Genomic DNA, 23,400 nt, shown 5'->3' on the forward strand with positions numbered 1-23,400 from the left:
ACGGGGCGGTGGATGCCCGGGCCCCCGCCCGGCGCGATCCACCGCCCCGCTCCATCCCCCGGCCGGTCCCCCCGGCCGGTCGACCGCGGCTCAGCCGTTGGCGGCCGCGGTGTACGAACCCTGCACGACCGAGCCGAAGTACGGCCCGAACATGCGGTTCGCGACGGTGTTGTAGCCGAAGCTGTTCACCGAGTTCTGCGCCCCGCTGCTGAGGAACCACGGTCCGCCCGAGGAGCCGCCGGTCATGTCGCAGGGGATGCCCTGCGACAGCGACTGGCCGAAGGGATCGGCGGTCGCCCGGCCGTAGCAGGACTGCAGCGTCTCGCCCGTGAAGGGAGCAGCCGCGGGGTAGCCGAAGGCCTCGTAGACGAGGCCGCGCGCCTGGTTGAAGGCCACCGGCGTCGCCCCGACGGTCTGCTGCAGCGTCGCGCCGTTGCGCGGGGCGATGCGCACGAAGGCGGCGTCGTAGCTGATGTCGCCCGAGGCGGTCCACTGGGTGGGGGCGGCGAACGCCGTCGCCGACCACTGGCCGTACGGGGCCCGGCCGTTCTCGTAGGCGGGAACGAAGGTCCAGCGGCTCGCGTAGGCTCCGCCGCCCTCGTTCACGCAGTGGCCGGCGGTCGAGACGGTGCTGCGGTTCGGCGCGCTCACGACGTTGCCCGAGCAGACGTAGTCGGCACCGCCGAGGGTGAAGAAGACCTTGCCGATCGTCGCCACGGGGGCCTCGCGCACCGCGGTCGGGGAGATGATCTCGGTGCTTGCCGCCTGAGGCGAACCGCTGATGACGGGCTTGCCCTTGATGATGTCCTTGCGATCGGTGAGGGCCCGGTTGTCGGACGCCAGCACGTCGGCGGGGATCGCCGCGCGCATGCGCTCCGGCGTCCAGTACGCCTCCACGGCGGTCGCGCGAGCCTCCGGCACAACGTACACGTCGATGCCCGCTCCGTCCGGTGCCGCGGCGGCCGGCGAGGCCACCGTCCCCCCGAGCACAGCCGCGCTGAGCAGCGCGATGCCGGCGAGGCCGGAGCGCAGTGACGACTTCTTCATGGTTCTCCTCATGATCCGTTCCCATCCCCCCTGGGGGACGCCCCGAGAGGGGCGATGGGGACAGCCTGGGGCTTCCCCCCGGACGGGGGTAGACAATCAGGGTTTCCGAGGAGTATTTCGTGAGGTGCCATAAAGGGGGTTCCGCTACCTGCACAGAACGGTCTACTCTTTTCCGTCGCGCCGAGCGGGCGCGCATGCGCCGGTACGATGGCAGGGCATCCCACACTCAGGCACCCTTACCGCTGACACGGTGCCGCACATAGCGAGAGTCGAGCCCCGCCCATGAGCCACGCCATCCCCGAGAAGCCCGCCCTCGAGGGTCTCGAGACCGTCTGGGGCTCCCGCTGGGAGCAGCAGGGCACCTACCGCTTCGATCGGGATGCCGCTCTCGCGGCCGGTTCGGACTGCGTCTACGCGATCGACACCCCGCCCCCGACCGCCTCGGGCTCGCTGCACATCGGGCACGTGTTCAGCTACACGCACATGGATCTCGCCGCGCGGTTCCAGCGCATGCGCGGGCAGCACATCTTCTACCCCATGGGGTGGGATGACAACGGACTGCCGACCGAGCGCCGGGTGCAGAACTACTACGGCGTGCGCTGCGACCCCTCTCTGCCCTACGACCCCGACTTCACACCCCCCTTCGAGGGCGGCGACAACCGCTCGGGCAAGGCCGCCGATCAGATCCCGGTGAGCCGCCGCACCTTCATCGAGCTGTGCGAGAAGCTCACCGTCGAGGACGAGAAGCAGTTCGAGGATCTCTGGCGCACGCTCGGCCTGAGCGTCGACTGGACCCAGACGTACCGCACGATCGGCGACGACGCCCAGCGCGCCGCGCAGCGCGCGTTCCTGCGCAACCTCGGCCGCGGCGAGGCGTACCGCGCCGACGCCCCGACGCTGTGGGACGTGACGTTCCGCACCGCCGTCGCGCAGGCCGAGCTGGAGGACAAGGAGATGCCCGGGGCGTACCACCGGGTGAGCTTCCACCGACCCGAGGGCGGCACGATCGAGATCGAGACGACGCGCCCCGAGCTGCTCGCGGCCTGCGTGGCCCTGGTGGCGCATCCCGATGACGAGCGCTACCAGCCCTTCTTCGGCACCACGGTGCGCACCCCGCTGTTCGGCGTCGAGGTCCCCGTCGTCGCCCACCACCTCGCGCAGAAGGACAAGGGGTCGGGCATCGCCATGGTCTGCACCTTCGGCGACGTCACCGACGTCGTCTGGTGGCGCGAGCTCGACCTGCCGACGCGCCCCATCCTGGGCAAGGACGGCCGCATCCTCCCCGAGGCGCCGGAGGGCATCGAGGGCGAGGCGCTCGCCGTATACGCCGAGCTCGCCGGCAAGACCGTCTTCAGCGCGAAGGCCCGCACCGTCGAGCTGCTGCGCGAATCCGGCGATCTCATCGGCGAGCCGCGCGCGATCAGCCACCCCGTGAAGTTCTTCGAGAAGGGCGACAAGCCGCTCGAGATCGTCACCACGCGCCAGTGGTACATCGCCAACGGCGCCCGCGACGAGGGCCTGCGCGAGCGGCTGCTGGAGCGCGGCCGCGAGGTCGCCTTCCACCCCGACTTCATGCGCGTGCGCTACGAGAACTGGGTCGGCGGCCTCAGCGGCGACTGGCTCATCTCGCGTCAGCGCTTCTTCGGCGTGCCCATCCCCGTCTGGTACCGCCTCGACGAGAACGGCGAGCAGACGGGCTCGCCGATCGTGCCCGACGAGAGCATGCTGCCCGTCGACCCCGCCTCGATGGCGGCCCCCGGCTTCGACGAGGCCCAGCGCGGTCAGCCGGGCGGCTTCGTCGGCGAGGTCGACATCATGGACACCTGGGCGACCTCGAGCCTCACCCCGCAGATCGCCGGCAAGTGGGAGGACGACCCCGAGCTGTTCGGCCTCGTGTTCCCCTACTCGCTGCGCAGCCAGGGGCAGGACATCATCCGCACGTGGCTGTTCTCGACCGTGCTGCGCGCCGAGCTCGAGCACGGCACCGTGCCGTGGACGAACGCCGGCGTCTCGGGCTTCATCGTCGACCCCGACCGCAAGAAGATGTCGAAGTCGAAGGGCAACGTGGTGACCCCCGCGGCCATGCTCGAGACCCACGGCTCGGACGCCGTGCGGTACTGGGCGGCCTCCTCGCGCCTCGGCACCGACGCGGCCTTCGACCCGCAGAACCCGAAGCAGATGAAGATCGGCCGGCGCCTGGCGATCAAGGTGCTCAACGCGGCGAAGTTCGTCTACTCGTTCCCCGAGGCGGCCGAGGGCGCGGTCGTGACCGACCCGCTCGACCGCGACATGCTGGCGACCCTCGCCGACGTCGTGCGCCAGGCCACCCGCGCCTACGAGGAGTACGACCACGCCCGCGCTCTCGAGGTGACGGAGCAGTTCTTCTGGACCTTCTGCGACGACTACCTCGAGCTCGTCAAGGAGCGCGCGTACGGCTCCACCGAGGGCGATGAGCGGGATGCCGCTGCCGGCCAGGCGAGCGCCGTGATCGCCCTGCGGCGCGCGGTCGACGTCATGCTGCGCCTGCTCGCGCCGGTCATCCCGTTCGCGACCGAGGAGGTCTGGAGCTGGACCCACACCGGCAGCGTGCACACCGCCGCGTGGCCGACGGTGGACGAGCTCGGCTCCGAGTCCCCCACGGGGCTGCTGCCGCTCGTCTCGCAGGCGCTCATCGGCATCCGTCGGGCGAAGACCGACGCCAAGGCCTCGCAGAAGACGCCGGTCGCCCGCGCGGTCGTCGCCGGTCCGATGCTGCTCGCCGAGGCCGCCAGCGACCTCAAGGCGGTGGGGCGCATCCACGTGCTCGACGTCGTCGAGGCCGAGGGCGTGTCGGTTCTCGAGATCGAGCTGGCCGAGCAGCCGGAGGGCTGAGCGGGTCGTCCGACCCGGAGCGCGCCCCCGCCGCCGGGAGCGGGCGCTGCGCGCGGCTTCTCGCGGCGTTCACTCGGTGCGGGCGTTCGTGGTGCCCGCTCGGTGAGGCCGGTCGCGATGCCTGCTCGGTGCGCCCGCTCGGTGCGCCCGCTCGCTGCGCCCCTCCGGTTCGGCTGACGTGAGGCACTCCGCCTCGTTCGCTCGATCCGTCCAGCCGGCGCGGATGACTCGCCCGCGCTCCTTCCACAACTACGGAACGGGTGAATCCGACTCACGCGCTCCGTGGTTATGGAAGGACCGGGAGGGACGCTCCGCTACTGGCCGCGTCGGGCCGGGTAGAACTGGCCCGTTCCGCGCCGCCGGCCAGGCGTCGACTCGCTCGGCTCCGACCTGTGCCGGCACGGCGCGTGCGGCAGACTGAGCGCATGAGCGAGAGCACGCCCGCGCAAGCCACGATCGTGCGCACGATCGAGCCCGGCGATCGCGCGGCCTGGCAGCGGCTCTTCCTCGCCTACGGCGAGTTCTACGAGACCGCGTTCATCCCCGCGGTGATCGACGGCGTGTGGGCGTGGCTCATGGATGCCCGGCACCCGCAGCGCGCCCTGGTGGCGGTTCGCGGCACCGAGATCATCGGGTTCGCCCACTTCCGCGCGCAGCCCGACACCTTCACGGCCGCTGACGGCTGGTTCCTCGACGACCTCTACACCGACCCCGCCCATCGCGGCGCGGGGGCGGCGACGGCGCTCGTCGAGGCGATCGCCGCGGAGGCCGGGTCGGCCGGCGGCGGCACCCTGCGGTGGATCACCGCCGACGACAACGAGCGCGCGCAGCGCGTCTACGACCGCATCGCGACCCGTACCCGCTGGGTCACCTACGAGAGGGAGTGCTGAACCATGCAGATCGGAACCCGCTGGGGCGTCGGCGCCGAGCCGCCCGCCCGTCTCGACGCCGCCGTGCACGCCGCCATCCGCCACGTGGAGGGCGAGCTGCTCGGGCGCGATACGACGCAGTGGCGCTGGACGCTGAGCTGGCTGGAGGGTCGCCCGGTCGTCGAGCTCGACGACGGCACCGTGATCCGCACCGCTCACGACGGCGCGGTCACGATCGCGAACCTCGACGACGAGGACGCCGCGGCGCACCACTGAGCGCCGGGCGCGCCCCGTCGCGGCGCCGCTACTGGGTGAACCCGTAGCGGATGACGCCCCGCGCGCGCTCGGTCGCGCGCTGGGCGGCGAGCGCCCGCTGCTGGCCGGCGTGGGCGCCCGGCAACGATGCGACGACCGTCGCGCGCGACCAGCGCACGAGGGCGATGCCGAGCGCGAGGGCGAGGCGGCGGCCGAGCGGCCGGACGACGGACCGGCGGGTCGCCGGCAGGGTGATGGTCATGGTGGTCATGCGCGGGACTCCTCGGCGGAGGGGGGAACGGTGTCGGGGTCGGCGGCCGGCACCTCGTCCCCGTCGAGCACGGGGAACCCGAAGTACTGCAGCTGCACGGGGCGCGATCCGGGGATGCGCTGGCCGCGGTGAGCGGCGGCGAAATCGGTGATGAGACGGTTGACCGCCTCGTTCAACTCGCACAGCTGCGCGGCGGTGACGTGCACGCTTGCGGACTGAAGAGCGAGGGCGTCCGCCCACTCGTCGCTCAGCACGTCCAGACCGCGCTCGACGATGTCGCGCACGGCCGCCTCGCGATGGTGCAGCCACTCGCGCATGATCAGCCGGGACGCCTGTCGACCGGCCTCGGTCTCATCGGAGCCCGGGCGATCGAGCGTGATGGGGCCGGGCCGGCGCTCCCACCAGCGCTCGCGGCCGGTGCCGCGGTCGGCGACCTCGCGCACGTACTCGTGCTTCTCGAGCTGGCGCAGGTGGTAGCTCGTGGCCCCGCTGGACTCCCCCAGCCGCGCGGCGAGGCCGCTCGCCGTGTGAGGGCCGTAGGTCGAGAGCGCCTCGATGATCTGCACGCGCAGCGGGTGCGCGAGCGCCTTGAGACCGTCGAGGTCGGGCGTGTGCAGGTCGGGGTGCGGGGTCATGGTGCAAAGATACCTCTGCAAAGACTTCTTTGCAACATGTTTTTTGCAAAGAAGTCTGTGCACTCTCCGGTCCCGGGTCGGCAGCCCCGCCTAGGGTGGAGGGATGAGCAACCCCTTCCTCTCCCCCAGCACCCTCCCGTACCAGCTGCCGCCCTTCGCCGACATCGCCGTCGAGCACTACGCGCCCGCCATCACGCGGGGCATGGCCGAGCAGCGCGCCGAGATCGACGCCATCACCGCGCAACCCGACGAGGCGACCTTCGAGAACACGATGGTGCCGCTCGAGCGCAGCGGTCAGACCCTCACCCGCGTGCTGCGGGTCTTCTTCAACCAGTCCTCGGCCGACTCGACCGACGAGGTCGCCGCCATCGAGGAGGAGTTCGCGCCGCAGCTGGCCGCCCACGAGGACGCGATCGAGCTGGATGGCGCGCTGTACGCGCGCATCCGCCACGTCCACGAGCGCCGCGACGCCCTCGACGACGAGCAGCGCTACCTGGTGGAGCGCCGCTTCACCCGCATGACGCTCGCCGGAGCCGGCCTGGACGCGGAGCAGAAGGCTCGCCTCACCGAGCTCAACCAGCGGCTGTCGGTGCTGCAGACCAAGTTCGAGAAGAACCTGCTCGCCGACACGAACGACCTCGCCGTCGTCATCGATTCGGTCGACGAGCTCGACGGCCTCAGCGAGGGCGAGATCTCGGCCGCCGCCCAGGCGGCATCCGACCGCGGGCTCGAGGGCAAGCACCTCATCACGCTCGTGCTGCCCACCGGGCACCCCGTGCTGGAGAGCCTGACGAACCGGGAGGTGCGCGAGCGCATCATGCGGGCATCCCGTCAGCGGGCGGCGCGCGGCAACCAGCACGACAACAGCGCCGTGCTGCTCGAGATCGTGCGGCTGCGGGCGCGCCGGGCCGAGCTGCTCGGCTTCGCGAGCCACGCCGACTTCATCACCGCCGACCAGACCGCGAAGACGCCGCAGCGCGTCGCCGCGATGCTCGAGCCGCTCGCGCAGGCCGCCGCCCGCAACGCTCGCGCCGAGAAGCCGAAGCTCGAGCAGCTGGCCGGCCACCCCATCGAGGCGCACGATTGGGCCTTCTACAGCGAGAAGGTGCGCAAGGCCGAGTTCGACGTCGACACGAGCGAGCTCAAGCCCTACTTCGAGGCCGAGCGGGTGCTGCAGCAGGGCGTCTTCGCCGCCGCGACGAAGGTGTACGGCATCACGTTCAGCGAGCGCCACGACCTGCAGGGCTACACCGAGGGCGTGCGCGTGTTCGAGGTGCGCAACGAGGACGGCTCCGAGCTCGGCCTCTACCTGCTCGACCTGTACACGCGCGACACCAAGCGCGGCGGCGCGTGGATGAACGAGCTCATCGGCCAGAACGAGCTGCTCGACCACCCGACGATCGTCGTCAACAACCTCAACGTCTCGAAGCCCGCCGCGGGCGAGCCGACCCTGCTGACCTTCGACGAGGTCAACACCTTCTTCCACGAGTTCGGCCACGCCCTGCACGGCCTCTTCGCGCACGTCGTCTACCCGAGCTTCACGGGCACGAACGTGTACCGCGACTTCGTCGAGTTCCCCAGCCAGGTCAACGAGATGTGGATGCTCTGGCCCGAGATCGTGAACGACTACGCCGTGCACCACCAGACCGGGGAGCCCATTGACGCGGGCATCATCGACCGCATCCGGGCCTCCCAGACCTGGGGCGAGGGCTTCGCGACGAGCGAGTACCTCGCCGCGGCGCTGCTCGACCAGGCCTGGCACCGGCTCTCGTCGGCCGAGGCGGACGCGGTGACCGACGTCGCCGCCTTCGAGCGCGAGGCCCTCGCGGCCGTCGGGCTCGACGACCCGGCGGTGCCGACCCGGTACTCCAGCTGCTACTTCGCCCACACGTTCTCGGGCGGCTACTCGGCCGGCTACTACTCGTACATCTGGAGCGAGGTGCTCGACGCCGACACCGTGCAGTGGTTCGAGCAGAACGGCGGTCTCACGCGCGCGAACGGCGACCGGTTCCGGCAGTACGTGCTCGGCATCGGCGGCAAGCAGGATCCGCTCGAGGCCTACCGCGCGTTCCGCGGGCGCGACGCCGTGATCGAGCCGCTGCTCGAGCGTCGCGGCCTCGCGGCCTGAGCCGGGCGCGGCGGGCCGGCGTCGGGGGCGCTCCCCCGGCGCCGGCCCGGCGCGCGTCTAGAACCAGAAGCTGAGGCGCGGGGGCACGGGCGTCACGGCGAGGGCGTGCAGGCGCTCGAGCGCCTCCTGACCGCCCGAGGCGCGCCCGGCGGCGGCGAGCGTCAGCGGGCTCGTGCCGCCGAGGTGCACGGCGGCGAGGGCGCCCGCGTCGAGGGTGACCTCGGCGGGAGCATCCGTCGTCATCACGGTCGCGCGCCCCGCCTCGTCGACGGCCAGCGAGAAGCGGCCCGCGGCGAAGCCGAGCGGGTCGGTCACCTCGAGCACGATCGCGCCCGCGGTCTGCCAGCGGCGGCCCTCGAGGGCGACGGCGACGTCGAGGATGCGCGTCCACAGGTGATCGGAGTGCGCCCGGGTGCGCACGGCCCGCGGGTCGGCGACCATCCAGCGCAGGGGCTCGTCGACGCTGCGCAGGTCGACCGTGATCTCGTGCACGAGGTCGAGCTCGAGCAGGTACCGCCACAGGCCCGCGTAGGCGTCGGTCGTGGCGGCGACGAGGTCGACGACCTCGACCGGATGCCGCGAGAAGTCGGCGCCGGCGTCCTTCACCCGGTAGACGACGAAGCCCTGCGGCTCGCCGTGCTCGTCGTCGTAGCGCACCGCCCGCAGGTCGGCCGCCTTCTTCGCGAGCGAGGCGCGCAGGCCCAGCAGACGATCCCAGTAGCCCGGCCAGCGGTCGACGTCGCCGGCGACGCGGGCGCGCTGCTGGATGCCCGGGGCGATCGTGCGCAGGGCATCCCGCTGCACGAAATGCACCCGGCCCTTCGCCTGCGGTCCCGTCCACGCCGCGCGCCGGGTGTCGATCACGAGGTCGACGGCCGAGGCCACGGGGGCGAAGCCGAAGCGGCCGTAGATCGTCGCCTCCGAGACGGTGAGCGCGGCGATCGGCAGGCGCAGGGCGCGCGCCGTGCGCAGCTCGCCCTCCAGCAGGGCGCGGGCGATGCCGCGGCGGCGATGGGTCGGGGCGACCGTGACGCCGCTGATCGCCCAGGCCGGGAGCGAGCCGCCTCCGGGCATCGTCAGCGGGGTCGGCCAGCTGTCGACCGTGGCGACCGGGGTCTCGGGCTCGGCCGCGGAGTCGTCCCAGACCGCGGTCGTGCGGCGGTCGTCGTACGCCTCGCGCGCCTCGTAGAGCTCCTCGGCCTCGGCGATGGAGCTGTAGAAGCCGCGGCTGACCGCCTGCGAGAAGGCGTCGCGCTCGTCGGGGTCGGCGCCGACGAGACCGTAGCGCAGACCTCCCGCGGCGAGGACGTCGGTCGAGGCGGCGTCGGCGGGCAGGGTGCGGAAGAGCTCGTCCATGCGGCTCAGGCTATCGAGGAGCGGCCCGTCGAGCACGGGTCACCAGCAGCACGACGGCCCCGACGAGCAGGCCCCAGAAGGCGCTGCCGATGCCCGCGACGACGACCCCCGAGGCCACGACGACGAGCGTGACGGCCGCGGTGAGCCGCGTCTCCGGCGCCTCGAAGGCCGCGACGAGGCCCGTCGTGAAGGCGCCGAGCAGGGCGAGCCCCGCGACGGCGATGATGAGAACGGGCGGCGCGGCCGTGACCAGGGCGGTCGCGGCACCCGCGCTCAGCCCGAGCAGCACGTAGACGACGCCGCCGGCGACGGGCGCGATCCAGCGGCGATCGCGGTCGGGATGCGCGTCAGGCCCCGCCATGAGGGCCGCCGTGAGCGCCGCCAGGTTGACGGCGAACCCGCCGAGCGGGGCTCCGATCGCGGTGACGAGACCGCTCGAGACGAGCACCGCCCGCGCGGGGGCGGGCGGGTACCCGAGCGTCGTGAGCACCGCGAAGCCGGGGACGTTCTGGCCCGCCATCGTCACGATGAAGAGCGGCAGCCCGAGCGAGGCGATGACGAGCGGGTCGAGGGTCGGCAGCGTGAGGGTGAGCACGGGGGCCAGGGATGCGGTGGGCATCCCATCGCCGCTCGCCGGCGCCCCGCCCGCCTGGATGACGATGCCGATGGCGGCGACGAGCATGGCGGCGGGCACCGCCCAGCGCGGCGCGAGGCGCACGAGCAGCAACCAGACCAGCACGACGGGCACGGCGAGCAGGGGCTGCTCGACGACGGCGGTGACGGGGGCGATGCAGAGGGGCAGCAGGATCCCGGCGAGCATCGCGCCGGCGAGCGGCATCGGGATGCGCGTCATCGCGCGGCCGAGCGGGCGGATGAGGCCCGTGACGACGATGAGCAGACCGCAGATTATGAAGGCGCCGATCGCGGCCCGGTAGTCGCCCACCGCGCCCTCGGCGGCGACGAGCAGCGCCGCGCCGGGCGTCGACCAGGCGAAGGAGAGCGGCAGGCGGAAGGCGGCGCTCAACGCGATCGCGAGGCCGGCCTGGCCGAGGCACAGCACGAGCAGGCCCGAGGCGGCCTCGGCGGGCGTCGCGCCGACCGCGAGGAGGCCCGCGATGACGATCGCGAAGGAGCTGGCGAAGCCGGTGAGCGCCCCGACGATGCCGGCGACGATGGGCTGCAGCATGAGGCGAGCCTAGAGCGCGGCCCGGCCCCCGCCGGTGCGACTCAGCGCGAGGCGGGAGCGGCTCCCTCGTGGGTGGCGGCGTAGGCCCGGCGCGACCACATCGCGACGTGGTGGTGCAGCTCGGGGATGAGCGGCTCGTGCTCGGGCTTCATGAGCACGCTGCGCATGATGCGGGCGTGGTCGGCGTCGCGCTCGAGCTCGATGCCGCGGGCGGCGAGGGGCTCGGGACCGACGACGTAGGTGGCGAGGTGGGTCTGCTGCGGGCGGGTGGTGTCGGCTGCCATCTCGAAGATGGCGTGACTGACGCGGTCGAGCTCGCTCATGCTGCGCACCCGCGGCAGGTACGTGATGATGTCGAGCTCGGGGCGCTGGTACGGCTGCAGGATGTCGCAGTCGGCGAGCAGGCCGTACCAGGTCTGGGCGGCCCGGTAGCCGGGCAGCACGATGCCGCCGAGGCCCTGCTCGGTGAGCGGGAAGACCTTGAGCGTCGCCCACAGCGCGGCGGCCGAGGCTCCCGCGCGCGAGCACTCGAGCTGGATCTCGCCGAAGTGCCGCTCGGTGCTCGCGAAGTACGTGTACGGCGATTCGTGGTGGTAGTACCGCAGGATCGACTGGTCGTTGAAGAGCACGGCGCCGCAGCCGTAGGGCTGCAGGCCGTGCTTGTGCGGGTCGACGACGACGGAGTCGGCGTCGCGGATGGCCCGGAAGTGCCGCGCCGTCTCGGGGTCGAGGTGGTCGGCGATGATCGAGAAGAACCCGCCGTAGGCCGTGTCGACGTGCACCCGCGCTCCGTACCGGCGGGCGAGCGGCACGATGTCGGCGAGCGGATCGACGGCGCCGAGGCCCGTGGTGCCGAGCGTGGCGACGACGACGCCCGCGGTGCCGCGCTGCAGTTCGCGCTCGAGGGCGTCGAGGTCCATCCGCCCGCGGGCGTCGGTCGGGATGCCCACCGTCGGCATGCCGAGCACCTCGCCCATGCGGGAGTGCGTGTAGTGGGCATCCGCGCTGTGCAGGATGCTGCTGCCGGGCCGGATCTCACGGCTCACCCAGAGCGCCTCGAGGTTCGCGGTGGTGCCGCTCCAGGTGAGGTGCCCCATGTAGTCATCGGGGTACCCGAACATGGCGGCGAGCTGGTCGAGCACCTCGTGCTCCATGGCGGTGGTCGCGCGGCTCGCGTCGATGGAGTGGTTGTTGGGGTTCAGCTGCATCGTGGCGAGGTAGGCGGCCATCGCGACGGGGTGCGGCGGCTTGAGCATCTGCCCCGCGTACTGCGGGTGGAAGTAGGGGTAGTTGTCGTCGAGGCGCTCGACGAGCTCGGAGAGCACGGCCTGCACCTGATCGGGGTCGGCGTGGGTGGATTTGTGCACCGGCCACTCGCCGTACGTGGCCTTCAGGTCGCCGATGCCGGTCATCACCGTCGGCAGGAGCTCCTGCAGATCGATGGCACGCTTCGCACTCACAGCCGCACTCCTTCGTGGGGGTGGTCGCCGACGGGCGCGGGATGTGCGGCGACGGCGATGTCGAGGGTGAGTCTACGCAGTTTCCGTTCGTGCACGAACGAATGGATGCGCGGGGCGGGTTCTCCGTCGCCGGGGCGGGTTGTTGGTTCCCGGCGCGCTGCAAGGCGGGGGCGTCGAGGTGCGGGCGCGAGGCGCGGGGCGCGGGCTGGGGTCGCGGGATCCGCTCACGATCCGTGCGCGCCTTCCACTCTGCAGGCATTCAGCGAGGATGCATCACGAAAGTCCTGCAGAGTGGAAGCTGCCGAGGGGCGAATGCGCTGCCTTCGTCCCCGTCACCACCGGCGCGGAGCCGACCGTGCGCTCGGCAGGAATCAACCCTGCGACCACGAGATGAGAAGCACCGCGAGATGCGCTCCGGTGCCCTCGGCAGGAATCGAACCTGCGACCACGAGATGAGAGGCACCGCGAGGTGCGCTCCGATCGAGCCGGACGGTGCCCTCGGCAGGAATCGAACCTGCGACCAAGAGATTAGAAGGCTCCTGCTCTATCCGCTGAGCTACGAGGGCAGCTGCTGCCCAGGGTACCGGAGCGCTACCCCTTCGCCTCGGCGAGCGCCGTCAGCAGTCGGGGCAGGGTCGGCACGCCCTCCGCGGTGACGAGGATGGAGTCGTCGGCCCGGCGCACGACGATCGTCGGCGTCGAGGTGACGCCGTGGGCGAGGGCGCGCTCCTGGTGGGCGGCCACGTCGAGCTCCTCGACGACGAGCTCGGGCACGAGGCGCTGCGCCTCCGCGACGACCTCGCGCGCTCGATGGCAGGGGTCGCAGAAGGCCGAGGTGAAGAGTTCGATGCGCACCGCCCCAGGCTACGCGCGCCGCCTGCGCGCTCGCCGCCCCCGCGCGCCGACCACCCGCGCCGACGCTGCCGGCCCGCCCGGGGCCGTCGGGGGCGCCGGATAGGGTGGGGGCGTGAGTTCAACGACCGAGCGCCTCGTCTGGATCGACTGCGAGATGACGGGGCTCGACCTGACGAGGGACGAGCTCGTCGAGGTCGCGGTCGTCATCACCGACTACGAGCTCGAGCCCGTGCATCCCGGGTTCTCGATCGTCATCGCGCCCAGCGCCGCCGCCCTCGAGGGCATGGGCGACTTCGTGCGCGACATGCACACCTCGAGCGGACTGCTCGACGAGCTCGCCGACGGCGTGAGCCTCGCCGACGCTGAGCAGGCGGTGCTCGACTACATCGCCGAGCACGTGCCCACCGCGGGCCAGGCGCCCCTCGCCGGCAACACCATCGGCACCGACCGCTCCTTCATCGCCCGCGACATGCCCCGGGTGGATGCCCATCTGCACTACCGCTCCGTCGACGTCTCCTCGATCAAGGAGCTCGTGCGCCGCTGGTTCCCCCGCGTGTACTTCAACGCCCCGGCCAAGAACGGCGGGCACCGGGCCCTGGCCGACATCCTCGAGTCGATCCGCGAGCTCGAGTACTACCGCCGCATCGGCTTCACGGCCGAACCCGGACCGACGAGCGAGGCCGCTCAGGCGGTCGCCGCCGAGGTCGTGGAGAAGTGGAGCCCGCGTCTGTAATAGACTTCTCGGGTTCCGCTGCTTCAGCGGCGCATGGTGGGTATAGCTCAGTCGGTAGAGCACCTGGTTGTGGTCCAGGGGGCCGCGGGTTCAAGTCCCGTTACTCACCCGTATTGCCGGTTCGTCGCACGAGTGGGACGAACCGGGTGAAGGCCCCGCTCCGGCGGGGTCTTCGTCGTTCCCGGCCCCGCATCGCGCGCTCGGCGAGCGGTGGGAGAATAGGTGGATGGTCGCCCTCCCCGCCGTCCCCCTCCTCGACGAGGAGACGGACGTGCGCCCGCTGCACGCCTCGGAGGTTCCGTGGCAGACCATCGTGTGGAACGACCCGGTCAATCTCATGAGCTACGTGGCGTGGGTGTTCCGCCGGCACTTCGGCATGGGCGAGACCGAGGCGGAGAGGGCGATGATGGCCGTGCACACCGAGGGCCGCGCCGTCGTGGCGCAGGGCAATCGCGAGGCCATGGAGCGCCACGTCGAGGCCATGCACGAGTACGGGCTGTGGGCCACGCTCGAGAAGGCCCCGCGATGAGGCGCTTCGAGCCCGCCGCGGCGCCCGGCGCGGTCGAGGCGCTCGTCGATCAGGACGAGGCGCGGGTGCTTCGCTCCCTCGCCGAGCAGCTCGCCGGCCTGCTGACCGAGGCGGGCGAGACCGAGACGAGCCGCGATGCCGCCGTCGACCGGGTGCTGCCCGACGCCTACCGCGACGACGACGAGGCCGCCGAGGAGTGGCGCCGGCTCAGCCGCCGCGCCCTCGCCGATCGCAAGGCGACCTTCGCCCAGCGCATGGTCGACGACCTCGAGCGGGCCGCGACGAACCCGGGCATCCACACGATCGCCCTCGACACCGCCGGCGCCCTCGACTGGGTGCGCGCCGTCGCCGATCTGCGCCTGGTGCTCGCCGAGCGGATGGGGATCCGCGAGGAGGGCGACGAGCCGAGCGGCGCGCTCGAGGGCGGCGCCGAGCTCTACGACTGGCTCGCCTGGATGCAGGACGACCTCGTGCGGGTGCTGACGCTGCTGGAGGAGACCCCGTGAGCGAGGAGACGGCGGAGGGGCATCCCGAACCGCACGATCACCCGCACGATCACCCGCCCGCAGCGCCGGAGCGCCTCGACGCCGAGGCCTTCGAGGCTCTCGTCATCGCCGAGCTCGACGAGCTGCCCGACGAGATGGTCGAGGGGCTCGACAACGTCGTCTTCGTCGTCGAGGACCGCCCCGAGGACGGCTCGCTCGACCTGCTCGGGCTCTACGAGGGCACCGCCGTTACCGACCGCGGCCAGTACGGCTTCGGCGAGCTGCCCGACCGCATCATCCTCTACCGCGAGCCGCTGCTCGCCACCGCCGAGGGCGACCGGCAGGAGCTGCTCGACCAGATCCACGTCACGCTCGTGCACGAGATCGCCCACCACTACGGGATCGACGACGCCGAGCTGCACCGCCTCGGCTGGGGCTGACGGCGCGGCAGCCCCGCGCGCGCAGCCTCGCCGCCTAGCATCGCTCGCATGCGACGGGGGCAGCGGGTGAGGAAGACCATCAGCGGGATGCTCGCCCTCGCCGTCGTACTCGTCACCGTCTGGGCGGCCGGCGCGCTGCTGAGCCCCGTGCCCGTGCTCGAGGCCGTCGAGCAGCCGCCCGCGCTCGACGCCGTGGGCGTGGATCCCGCCGCCCTCGCCCTGCCCGCCACGGGCTCGAGCGCCGTGATCGCGGGCTCGGGCGACCCCGTCGCCGGGGGCGAGACCACCGCCCGGCCGATCGCGGGGCTCGCCAAGGTCGTGCTCGCCCACGTCGTGCTCGACCGCGCCCCGCTCGAGGTCGGGTCGCTCGGGCCGACGACGGCGATCGACGCCGACGACGTGCAGCGGCTGCGCGCCCTGCAGGCCTCCTCGGTGCGCACGGTCCCGGTGGTCGCCGGCCAGGCCTGGACTCAGTACGACCTGCTCGCCGCCTCGATCATCGGCTCGGGCAACAACATCGCCGAGGTGCTCGCGGCCTCGGTCTTCGGCACGGTCGACGGGTACCTCATCGCCGCCGCCGAGTGGCTCGCCGAGAACGGGCTCGACGACACCGTGATCGTCGACCCGACGGGCATCGGCAGCGGCAACGTCGCCACGGCAGCCGATATGGCGCGGCTCGCGCAGCTCACCGTCGCCGATCCGGTACTGCTCGACCTGCTGATCTCGCGTCCCACCGCCTCCGCCTCGGTCGGCAGCTGGAGCGACAACGCCGCCTTCCCCGGCGGAACGGGAGCCCTCGGCGCCGCGACCACCTACACCGATGCGGCGGGGGTCTGCACGCTGCTCATCGTCCCCGTGGGCGAGAACTACGCGGGCGTCGCCCTGCTCGGCCAGCCCGACTACCCCACCGCCGAGGCGGCCGTCGCAGGACTGCTGCCGGGGCTCGCGACCGCTCTGCAGCCGGTGACCATCATCGAGGCGGGCGACGCGGTGGGCGAGCTCGTGGCCGACTGGGGTCAGCGCACCGATCTCATCGCGACCGAGGCGGTGACGATCGTGGCGCTCGACACCACGGGGGTGGAGCTCGGCTACGAGCTCGACGAGCGCCGCACCGCGCTGCGCGGCACGACGATCGGTCGTCTGACGGTCACGACGCCGACGAGCGAGCAGACGGTGCGACTCGAGACGGCGACGACCATCACCGAGCCGGGCGTCGCCTGGCGCTTCGCCGACCCGTTCACGGTTCTCGACCGCTGGCTCGCCGAGCAGGGCTGATCCGGCGGGATCAGCCGAGCACCGCCCCGTCGACGACCTCGTCGGCCCAGGCGCGCGGGGCGTGCAGGGCCGCGTGCTGCTCCTCCTGCGCCGCCCAGCGCTCCCAGTGCGGGCGGAAGGCCTCGCCGTCGCGGGCGAGGGCGCGCTCCCGACGCCGGACGTCGTCGAGCTCGACCCAGACGCCGCGATGGGCGAGGGCCCGGGCGGCGGCGCTGAGCGCGCCGCATCCCTCGATGATGAGCGGGCGGCGGACATCCACCTCGACCCAGTCGGCCGGCTGCTCGGCCGTCCAATCCCAGCGCCGGTACCGCGCCGGCCGCCCCGCGGCGAGAGGGCGCAGCACGTGCTCGAGCACGTGGGCCTCGGCCGCCTCGAGGCCGTCCCAGCCGGGGTAGACCTCGTCGAGGCTCAGCAGCGTCGCGCCCTCCGCGGCCGCGCGCGCGGTGGCCCAGGTCGTCTTGCCCGAGCCCGAGCGGCCGTCGACGAGGGTGACGCGCGGGCGATCCGGGCCGGTCGACGCGGGCGCTGCGGCGGGATGCCCGGCCGGCGCCTCAGCGCAGCGCACCGGTGAACTCCCCCGTGAGAACGGCCGCGGTGATCGCGAGGGCCGAGACGAGCATCCCGACGACGACGACCGCGGAGTCGGTGCGCGTCCACCGCGACGGCCTCGTCCACGTGCGCGGGGCGTCGGCGCCGAAGCCGCGCGCCTCCATGCCGATGGCGAGGGCCGAGCCGCGGCGCAGGGAGAGCACGAGCAGCGAGAACACGAGCCCGGCGGCGCGGCGCAGCCGGCGGCGGTCGCCGATGCCGCGCGCGCGACGGGCGCGCTGCAGGGTGCGGGCGTCGGAGCGCAGCAGGCCGATGAGCCGCAGCGCCGCGACGGCCCCGAGCACGAAGCGCGCCGGCAGGCGCAGGTTCTGCCCCAGGGCGTCGCCGAGCCGCGTCGCATCGGGGCGCGAGAACAGCGCGATGGCGGGCAGCCCGATGGCGAGCACGCGCAGCAGGGTGGCGAGCGCGAGCTCGATGGAGCCGTCGCTGATGCGCACGAGGAGGAACTCGGCGTGCACCGTGCCCGAGACCTGGCCGTAGAGCAGGATCGTCAGCGCCGTCAGGGGCGCCGCGACGAGCACGGGGATGAACCGCAGCAGCAGCGTGCGCGCGGGCACCCCGAGCAGCGGCATGAGCAGCAGCTGCAGCACGAGCGCGGTGCCCGCCGAGACGACGTCGATCGTGCTGACCAGCACGAGGGCGGGCAGCAGGGCCGCGGCGAGCCCGGCGGCGGGGTTGAGCCGATCGGCGAGGGCGGCGCGCCGGGCGGGCGCGGTGCCGGTCGCCGGCTGGGCGGTGCCGGTCGCCGGCGCGGGATGCCCGCCCACGGGCTCCTCGATCGGCTCCGGCCGGGGCAGGCGCACCTCGCGGGCGCCGAGCGCCGTGATGAGCGCGCGGTCGTGCGTGGCCATGACGACCGCTCCCCCGCCGTCGCGGTGCGCGGCGAGCAGCGCGGCGAGCTCGGCCCAGGTGCGGGAGTCCTGCCCGAAGCTCGGCTCGTCGAGCAGCAGCACCGGCGGCGCGGTCGCGAGGGCGGTCGCGACGGAGAGCCGCCGCTGCTCGCCGCCGCTGAGCGTGAACGGACTCGCGGGGGCGAGGTGCCGCAGCCGCAGGGGGTCGAGCAGCGCGTCGACGTCGTCGGCGACGCGCTGCGGCTCGCGGCCGAGGGCGACGGGGCCCACGGCGAGCTCCTCGCGCACGGTCGGCGCGACGAACTGGTGCTCGGGGTTCTGGAAGACGACGCCGATGCGCGCGACGAGCTCGGCCGAGCGCCAGGCGGCGGGGTCGGACCCGGTCGGCTGCTCGCCGCCTGCGTCGTCCGGGATCGTCGCGACCACCGAGCCCTCCGCGGCGGGCAGCAGCCCGGCGAGCGTGAGCAGCAGCGTGCTCTTGCCCGCGCCGTTCGGCCCGGTGAGCGCGACGACCTCGCCCGCGCGCACCTCGAGGTCGAGGCCGCGGGCGACGACCGCGCCCCCCGCCGGGCGCACGGCGAGGTCGCGGGCCGTGAGCAGGGCATCCCCCGCAGGTGTCGATGCGGCGACGGGATGCGCGGGCGCCCGCCCGGGAACCCACACGCCGCGCGCCGCCAGCGCCGCGCCCTGCGCCTCGAGCACCTCGCCGGTCGGGCCGTCGGCGACGACCCGACCGCCCTCCAGCACCACGACCCGGTCGACGAGCGGCGCCCAGACGTCGACGCGGTGCTCGACGACGAGGAGCGTCATCGAGCGGTCGGCGACGAGCGCGGCGACGGCCCCCGCCACCTCGCGCACGCCGTCGGGGTCGAGCTGCGCCGTCGGCTCGTCGAGCAGCAGCGCACCGGGGTGCATGGCCATGACGCCCGCGAGGGCGAGACGCTGCTTCTGCCCGCCGGAGAGCCGGGAGGTGTCGTGGTCGAGGGCGAGGCCGCTGAGGCCGACCGCGGCGAGCGCCGCCGGCACCCGGCGCGCGATCTCCTCCGCCGGCACCCCGAGGTTCTCGGGGCCGAAAGCGACGTCGTCGCCCGCCCGGGCGAGCACGAGCTGGGCGTCGGGATCCTGCAGCAGCAGCCCGACCCGGCCGCGCGCGGCCCCGGGCTCGACGCCGTCGACGGTGAGGGCTCCGGCCTGGACGCCCTCGTCGTCACCGCCCAGCACCCCGGCCCACGCCTGCAGCAGGGTCGACTTGCCGCTGCCCGAGGCGCCGAGCAGCAGCACGCGCTCGCCGGGCCGCACCCGCAGGTCGACGCCATCGAGCACGGGGGCATCACGGCCCGCGGGGGTCCAGCTCCAGGCCTCGGCGGCGAGGGACGCCGCACCGCGGCCGGAGCCGGGTGCGGCATCCCTCATGCCCGCCGGGAGCGGGTCGTGGTGCAGCCCCGCCGGGTCAGGACTCGGCACGCGACCGCAGCTCGCGCCCCGCGGCGAACCGGCTGAGCGCCCCCGTGCGGGCGAGCCCGCGCATGAGGAGCCACGAGCCGAGCCCGGCGAACAGCGCGCCCGAGATGATGCCGCAGACCGCGTAGACGGTGGCGAAGAGCGGCGCGGCTCCGACGTACCAGACGGTCAGATCGAGCACGACCATCGCGACGCCCGCGCCGGCACCGGCGAGCAGGGCCGGGATGAGGCCCCAGGCCCGGTAGAGGAGGAAGGCGAGCACGAGCTCGGCGCCGAGACCCTGGATGAGGCCGGAGAGCAGCGTGAGCGGACCCCACTCGGTGCCGATGAGCGCCGAGACGGATGCCGCGACGATCTCGCCGTAGAGCGCGGCCCCCGGCTTGCGCACGACGAGCGCGACGAGCACGCCCGGGAACAGCCAGACGCCGTGGAACAGCGCCTGCAGGCCGGGCAGCGCCGCCTCGAAGGGGCTCGTGATGACGCTGTAGCCGACGGAGTTCCACAGGACGAAGACGAGACCGCCGGCGACGGCGAGCACGCTCGCCACGACGATGTCGACGACGCGCCAGCGCAGGTTCGGGCGGCGCGGGGCGGTGGAGGTGGACGGTGATGCGGTGGTGACCATGATGCGCGTGCCTTTCGGTCGATGCACGCCGCGGATCGGCGTGCGACTGGGTCGGCACGGGTGCGAGAAGTCCTCCCTGCGCCGGCATGATCCGGATCAGGTTCGACGGTCGGAGCTTGGAGCAGCTCCCTCTCAGCCCGGCTCACCGGACTCCCGTGTACGTCAGCGAGTGTACGCCCCCGCGCCCGAAGGGTCGCGCCCGTAGGGTGGAGCGCATGCTCGACGTCTCCGACACCCGCCGCGCGTTCTCCGCCTACCTCGACCGCCTCATCGACGGGCTGACCGCACGGCCCGACGTCACGGGCCTCGTGCTCGCCGGCAGCACCGCCGACCGGGCCCGCGTCGACGAGTGGAGCGACCACGACTTCCTCGTCACCACCGTCAGCGAGCAGGCCGCCGAGACGATGCGCACCAACCTCGCCTGGCTGCCCGACGCCGAGACCCTCGTCATCGCCGTGCGCGAGGGGCCGCACGGGCTCAAGTGCGTGTACGAGAACGGCGCCGTGCTCGAGTTCGCCGTCTTCGCCCCCGGTGAGCTGCTGCTCGCCCACGCGAACGACTTCGAGGTCGCGCTCGACCGCGGCGGTATCGGCGCCGCCATGCGCGAGGTCGCCGCGAAGCCCAAGCCGCTCGGCAGCACCTCCCCCGAGGCGCACGCGCAGCTCTTCCTCGCCCACCTGCTCATCGGGGTCGGCCGGGCGCGGCGCGGCGAGCTGCTCAGCGCGGGCCAGTCGGTGCGATCCCACGCGCTCGGCAGCCTGCTGGCGCTGCACCGCAGCGTCGTGGTGGGCGGGGCGGATGCCCGGCTCGACGACCTCGACGCCTACCGGCGGCTCGAGACGGTGCATCCCGAGTTCGCCGCTCTTCTCGAACGCGCCCTCGAGCGCGACCCCGAGCGCGCGGCCCGGAGCCTGCTCTACCTCGCCGTCACGCACGGCGTCACCGCGTGGCGCGGCTGGCCCGTGGCGGCGGAGCGCGCCGTGCGCGAGCGGCTCGGCTGGCCGATGGACTCCCCTCAGTAGCGCGCGGGAGCACGTCGCTAGGATCAGCCCATGGACATCGTCTTCACCCCGGAGCTGCTGGTCGCCTTCGGCACCCTGCTCGTGCTCGAGATCGTGCTCGGCATCGACAACGTCGTCTTCATCTCGATCCTCGCCGGCAAGCTGCCGCCCGAGCAGCAGAACAAGGCGCGGGTGCTGGGCCTGAGCCTCGCGATGTTCCTGCGCATCGGCCTCCTCTTCGCCGCCAGCTGGGTGATCACGCTCACCGCCGACGTGTTCGAGCTCTTCGGCATGGGCTTCTCGGGCAAGGACATGATCCTCATCGCCGGTGGGCTCTTCCTGCTGTACAAGGCCGTCACCGAGATCCACGAGCGCCTCGAGGGCGAGGAGCACCACGAGGGCGGCGCCGGCAAGAAGGCGGCCACCTTCGGCGGGGTCATCGTGCAGATCCTGCTCATCGACCTCGTGTTCTCGATCGACTCGGTCATCACCGCCGTCGGCATGGTCGACGAGCTCTGGGTGATGGTCGCCGCGGTCGTCATCGCCGTGCTCATCATGCTGTTCACCGCCAAGGCCGTGAGCGACTTCGTGAACCGCCACCCCACCGTCAAGATGCTCGCGCTCGCCTTCCTCGTGCTCATCGGCGTCATGCTCATCGCCGAGGGCTTCGAGTACAAGATCGACAAGGCGCTCATCTACGGCCCGATCGCCTTCGCCATCGGCGTCGAGGTGCTCAACCTCATCGCGCGCGGGCGGGCTGCGAAGAAGCGCGCCACGCACAGCGAGCCGCTGCACCTGCGCCAGGGCACGATGAAGGTGGAGGACGGCGACGTCGTCGCCTCGACCCCCTCGGGCGCCGGCGACCACTCGATCTGACGGGGATGCCCGACACCTCCGCCCTCATCGCGCGGATCCTCGAGCGCGCGGGCTCGCCCGAGGCCGGGCGGGCGCGGCTCGCGCTGCTGCTGTCGGCCTCGCAGACGGTCACGCGCGACCTCGACCTGACGAGCGCGCTGCAGCACATCGTCGAGGTCGCCCGCGAGCTCGTCGGAGCCCGCTACGGGGCGCTCGGCGTCATCTCGCCCGACGGACGGCTCGAGCGCTTCGTGCACGCCGGGCTGCCCGAGGAGGAGGCCGCGCGCATCGGCCACCTGCCGACGGGGCGGGGCGTGCTCGGCGCCGTGATCACCGAGGGCGCCTCCATCCGCCTGGACCGTCTCGACGACGATCCGCGGTCGGTCGGGTTCCCCGCGCACCATCCGCCGATGCACGCCTTCCTCGGGGTGCCCGTGCTCGTCGGCGACACCGCCTACGGCAACCTCTACCTCACCGAGCGCGAGGGCGGCGAGCCCTTCGACGACCTCGACCAGGCGATCATCGGCAGCCTCGCCTCCATGGCCGGCACCGCTCTCGCCAACTCGCGGCTCTACGAGCAGGCCCGCGCGGAGCGCCGCTGGCTGGAGGCCTCCGAGCGCCTCAGCCGGCGCCTGCTCTCGGGGGCGCTCTCGCCCGACGCCCTCGACGAGGTCGCCGAGACCGCGCTCGCGGTCTCCGAGGCGGCGGGCGTGGAGGTCACCCTCGGCGCCGGGCCCGGCGCGATCAGCGTGCGGGCCGGGCGGTGCGACGAGGAGCCGCAGCGCCGCATGACGGTTCCGCTGATCGGCGCGGACGACACCGAGGCGGGAACGCTGACGATCGTGCGGGGGGCGGCGGGGCATCCCTTCACCGAGGCCGACCGCGAGACGGCCGCGCGCTTCGCCCGCTCGACGACGATCGCGCGCGAGCTCTCGGCCTCGCGCCTCGACGAGCAGCGCCTGGCGCTCGCCGACGAGCGCGACCGCATCGCCCGCGACCTGCACGACCACGTCATCCAGAGCCTGTTCGCGATCGGGCTCAGCCTGCAGAGCGTCGTCGGCGACCCGACGACGCCGACGGGGGCCCGGCTGGCGGCGCAGGTCGACGCGATCGACGCGACGATCCGGCAGATCCGGCAGGCGATCTACCGGCTGTCGGTGCCGCCCTCGGCCGACAGCTACTCGCTGCGCGCGCGCATCAACACCCTCGTGCGGCAGACGCTCGAGGGCGAGGGCCTCGACTCGCGCCTCGAGTTCAGCGGACCGGTCGACACCCTCGTCGACACCTCGCTCGGCGATGAGGTGGCGGCGGTCATCCGCGAGGCCCTCTCGAACGCGGTGCGGCACGCCCGGGCGCGCTTCGTGGCGGTGAGCGTCGCCGTGCGGGGCGCCCAGGTCGTGCTGACGGTGACCGACGACGGCATCGGCATGCCCGCGGCCGTGCGGCGCAGCGGCCTCGAGAACCTGCGGGCCCGCGCCGTCGAGCTCGGCGGCACCTTCGCCGTCGGCGCCGCGGCGCCGCGCGGCACGCAGCTGCGCTGGGTCGTTCCGTGGAAGGCCGAGTAGCGGCTCCCGTCGGAGGCTGGACGCCCGCTCCGCGAGCG

At 73.2% G+C, this 23,400-nt stretch carries 22 protein-coding genes, 2 tRNA genes and 1 riboswitch; of the genes, 13 read left to right on the top strand and 11 right to left on the bottom strand.

What is annotated here, in order from left to right; all coding sequences use genetic code 11:
- Window positions 1-90: 90 nt before the first annotated feature.
- Window positions 91-1,047: a trypsin-like serine peptidase gene (locus OVN18_RS00940; protein ID WP_267781399.1), complete on the bottom strand. Its 957-nt coding sequence runs from the start codon at window positions 1,045-1,047 to the stop codon at window positions 91-93.
- Between the two features lie 282 nt (window positions 1,048-1,329).
- Here OVN18_RS00940 and valS point away from each other — a divergent pair, with 282 nt between their 5' ends.
- The 3 genes from valS (at window position 1,330) to OVN18_RS00955 (ending at window position 5,063) form a co-directional block, all read left to right on the top strand.
- Window positions 1,330-3,918 carry a valine--tRNA ligase gene (gene valS / locus OVN18_RS00945; RefSeq protein WP_267781401.1) on the top strand — a complete coding sequence of 863 codons (2,589 nt, stop codon included), beginning with the start codon at window positions 1,330-1,332 and terminating at the stop codon, window positions 3,916-3,918.
- A 425-nt stretch (window positions 3,919-4,343) separates the two neighbouring features.
- Window positions 4,344-4,808: a GNAT family N-acetyltransferase gene (locus tag OVN18_RS00950; protein WP_267781403.1), complete on the top strand. Its 465-nt coding sequence runs from the start codon at window positions 4,344-4,346 to the stop codon at window positions 4,806-4,808.
- 3 nt (window positions 4,809-4,811) lie between these two features.
- Complete coding sequence (locus tag OVN18_RS00955) at window positions 4,812-5,063, top strand: hypothetical protein (protein ID WP_267737653.1); 252 nt, start codon at window positions 4,812-4,814, stop codon at window positions 5,061-5,063.
- Window positions 5,064-5,091: 28 nt separating this feature from the next.
- On the opposite strand, the gene OVN18_RS00960 is transcribed toward OVN18_RS00955, so the two are convergent.
- A complete protein-coding gene (locus tag OVN18_RS00960; RefSeq protein ID WP_267781405.1) occupies window positions 5,092-5,313 on the bottom strand; it encodes a hypothetical protein in 222 nt (73 codons plus the stop codon).
- Window positions 5,310-5,948: an ArsR/SmtB family transcription factor gene (locus OVN18_RS00965; RefSeq protein WP_267781406.1), complete on the bottom strand. Its 639-nt coding sequence runs from the start codon at window positions 5,946-5,948 to the stop codon at window positions 5,310-5,312. The genes OVN18_RS00960 and OVN18_RS00965 overlap by 4 nt, the downstream gene beginning before the upstream one ends.
- 103 nt (window positions 5,949-6,051) lie before the next feature.
- On the opposite strand from OVN18_RS00965, the gene OVN18_RS00970 reads away from it, so the two are divergent.
- Complete coding sequence (locus OVN18_RS00970; protein ID WP_267781407.1) at window positions 6,052-8,076, top strand: M3 family metallopeptidase; 2,025 nt, start codon at window positions 6,052-6,054, stop codon at window positions 8,074-8,076.
- Window positions 8,077-8,133: 57 nt separating this feature from the next.
- Here the strand turns inward: OVN18_RS00970 and OVN18_RS00975 are convergent, their stop codons facing one another.
- From OVN18_RS00975 to OVN18_RS00995, 5 genes are all read right to left on the bottom strand, one after another.
- Window positions 8,134-9,432, bottom strand: coding sequence for a GNAT family N-acetyltransferase (locus OVN18_RS00975; protein ID WP_267781408.1), 1,299 nt, complete (start codon window positions 9,430-9,432; stop codon window positions 8,134-8,136).
- A 10-nt stretch (window positions 9,433-9,442) separates the two neighbouring features.
- Entirely contained in the window at window positions 9,443-10,618 is a 1,176-nt protein-coding gene (locus OVN18_RS00980; protein WP_267781409.1) for a benzoate/H(+) symporter BenE family transporter, read from the bottom strand.
- Window positions 10,619-10,659: 41 nt separating this feature from the next.
- Window positions 10,660-12,078 carry a pyridoxal phosphate-dependent decarboxylase family protein gene (locus OVN18_RS00985; protein ID WP_267781410.1) on the bottom strand — a complete coding sequence of 473 codons (1,419 nt, stop codon included), beginning with the start codon at window positions 12,076-12,078 and terminating at the stop codon, window positions 10,660-10,662.
- Between the two features lie 493 nt (window positions 12,079-12,571).
- Window positions 12,572-12,644, bottom strand: a tRNA-Arg gene (locus OVN18_RS00990).
- Between the two features lie 25 nt (window positions 12,645-12,669).
- Window positions 12,670-12,933: a thioredoxin family protein gene (locus OVN18_RS00995; RefSeq protein WP_168916114.1), complete on the bottom strand. Its 264-nt coding sequence runs from the start codon at window positions 12,931-12,933 to the stop codon at window positions 12,670-12,672.
- A 154-nt stretch (window positions 12,934-13,087) separates the two neighbouring features.
- Here OVN18_RS00995 and orn point away from each other — a divergent pair, with 154 nt between their 5' ends.
- The 6 genes from orn to OVN18_RS01025 all read left to right on the top strand — a co-directional run bounded on the left by orn (window position 13,088) and on the right by OVN18_RS01025 (window position 16,395).
- A complete protein-coding gene (gene orn / locus OVN18_RS01000; protein ID WP_407666073.1) occupies window positions 13,088-13,666 on the top strand; it encodes an oligoribonuclease in 579 nt (192 codons plus the stop codon).
- A gap of 36 nt (window positions 13,667-13,702) precedes the next feature.
- Window positions 13,703-13,775, top strand: a tRNA-His gene (locus OVN18_RS01005).
- Window positions 13,776-13,892: 117 nt separating this feature from the next.
- Window positions 13,893-14,195, top strand: a complete 303-nt coding sequence (gene clpS / locus OVN18_RS01010) for an ATP-dependent Clp protease adapter ClpS (protein WP_267737663.1) — start codon at window positions 13,893-13,895, stop codon at window positions 14,193-14,195.
- Window positions 14,192-14,701 (top strand): DUF2017 family protein, encoded by a 510-nt coding sequence (locus OVN18_RS01015; protein WP_267781412.1) that lies wholly within the window; start codon window positions 14,192-14,194, stop codon window positions 14,699-14,701. Before clpS ends, OVN18_RS01015 begins: the two co-directional genes overlap by 4 nt.
- A 134-nt stretch (window positions 14,702-14,835) precedes the next feature.
- Entirely contained in the window at window positions 14,836-15,120 is a 285-nt protein-coding gene (locus OVN18_RS01020; RefSeq protein ID WP_267782841.1) for a metallopeptidase family protein, read from the top strand.
- Window positions 15,121-15,186: 66 nt separating this feature from the next.
- A complete protein-coding gene (locus OVN18_RS01025; RefSeq protein ID WP_267781413.1) occupies window positions 15,187-16,395 on the top strand; it encodes a D-alanyl-D-alanine carboxypeptidase family protein in 1,209 nt (402 codons plus the stop codon).
- Between the two features lie 10 nt (window positions 16,396-16,405).
- Here the strand turns inward: OVN18_RS01025 and OVN18_RS01030 are convergent, their stop codons facing one another.
- The 3 genes from OVN18_RS01030 to OVN18_RS01045 are packed head-to-tail and all read right to left on the bottom strand — an operon-like array spanning window position 16,406 to window position 19,941.
- Entirely contained in the window at window positions 16,406-16,960 is a 555-nt protein-coding gene (locus tag OVN18_RS01030; RefSeq protein WP_267781415.1) for a nucleoside/nucleotide kinase family protein, read from the bottom strand.
- Window positions 16,947-19,319, bottom strand: coding sequence for an ATP-binding cassette domain-containing protein (locus OVN18_RS13130; protein WP_324287784.1), 2,373 nt, complete (start codon window positions 19,317-19,319; stop codon window positions 16,947-16,949). The genes OVN18_RS01030 and OVN18_RS13130 overlap by 14 nt, the downstream gene beginning before the upstream one ends.
- Window positions 19,306-19,941, bottom strand: a complete 636-nt coding sequence (locus tag OVN18_RS01045) for an ECF transporter S component (RefSeq protein WP_267781416.1) — start codon at window positions 19,939-19,941, stop codon at window positions 19,306-19,308. The genes OVN18_RS13130 and OVN18_RS01045 overlap by 14 nt, the downstream gene beginning before the upstream one ends.
- Before the next feature lie 56 nt (window positions 19,942-19,997).
- Window positions 19,998-20,108: riboswitch (TPP riboswitch) on the bottom strand.
- A 48-nt stretch (window positions 20,109-20,156) separates the two neighbouring features.
- Here OVN18_RS01045 and OVN18_RS01050 point away from each other — a divergent pair.
- The 3 genes from OVN18_RS01050 to OVN18_RS01060 are packed head-to-tail and all read left to right on the top strand — an operon-like array spanning window position 20,157 to window position 23,362.
- A complete protein-coding gene (locus OVN18_RS01050; protein WP_267781417.1) occupies window positions 20,157-20,963 on the top strand; it encodes a hypothetical protein in 807 nt (268 codons plus the stop codon).
- A gap of 30 nt (window positions 20,964-20,993) precedes the next feature.
- Window positions 20,994-21,818 (top strand): TerC family protein, encoded by an 825-nt coding sequence (locus OVN18_RS01055; protein ID WP_267737671.1) that lies wholly within the window; start codon window positions 20,994-20,996, stop codon window positions 21,816-21,818.
- A gap of 5 nt (window positions 21,819-21,823) precedes the next feature.
- The gene (locus OVN18_RS01060) at window positions 21,824-23,362 is read left to right on the top strand and encodes a GAF domain-containing sensor histidine kinase (protein ID WP_267781418.1); all 1,539 of its coding nucleotides are present in this window, start codon (window positions 21,824-21,826) and stop codon (window positions 23,360-23,362) included.
- The last annotated feature ends 38 nt before the right edge of the window (window positions 23,363-23,400 follow it).

The sequence above is a fragment of the Microcella daejeonensis genome, assembly GCF_026625045.1.
Lineage (GTDB): Bacteria > Actinomycetota > Actinomycetes > Actinomycetales > Microbacteriaceae > Microcella > Microcella daejeonensis.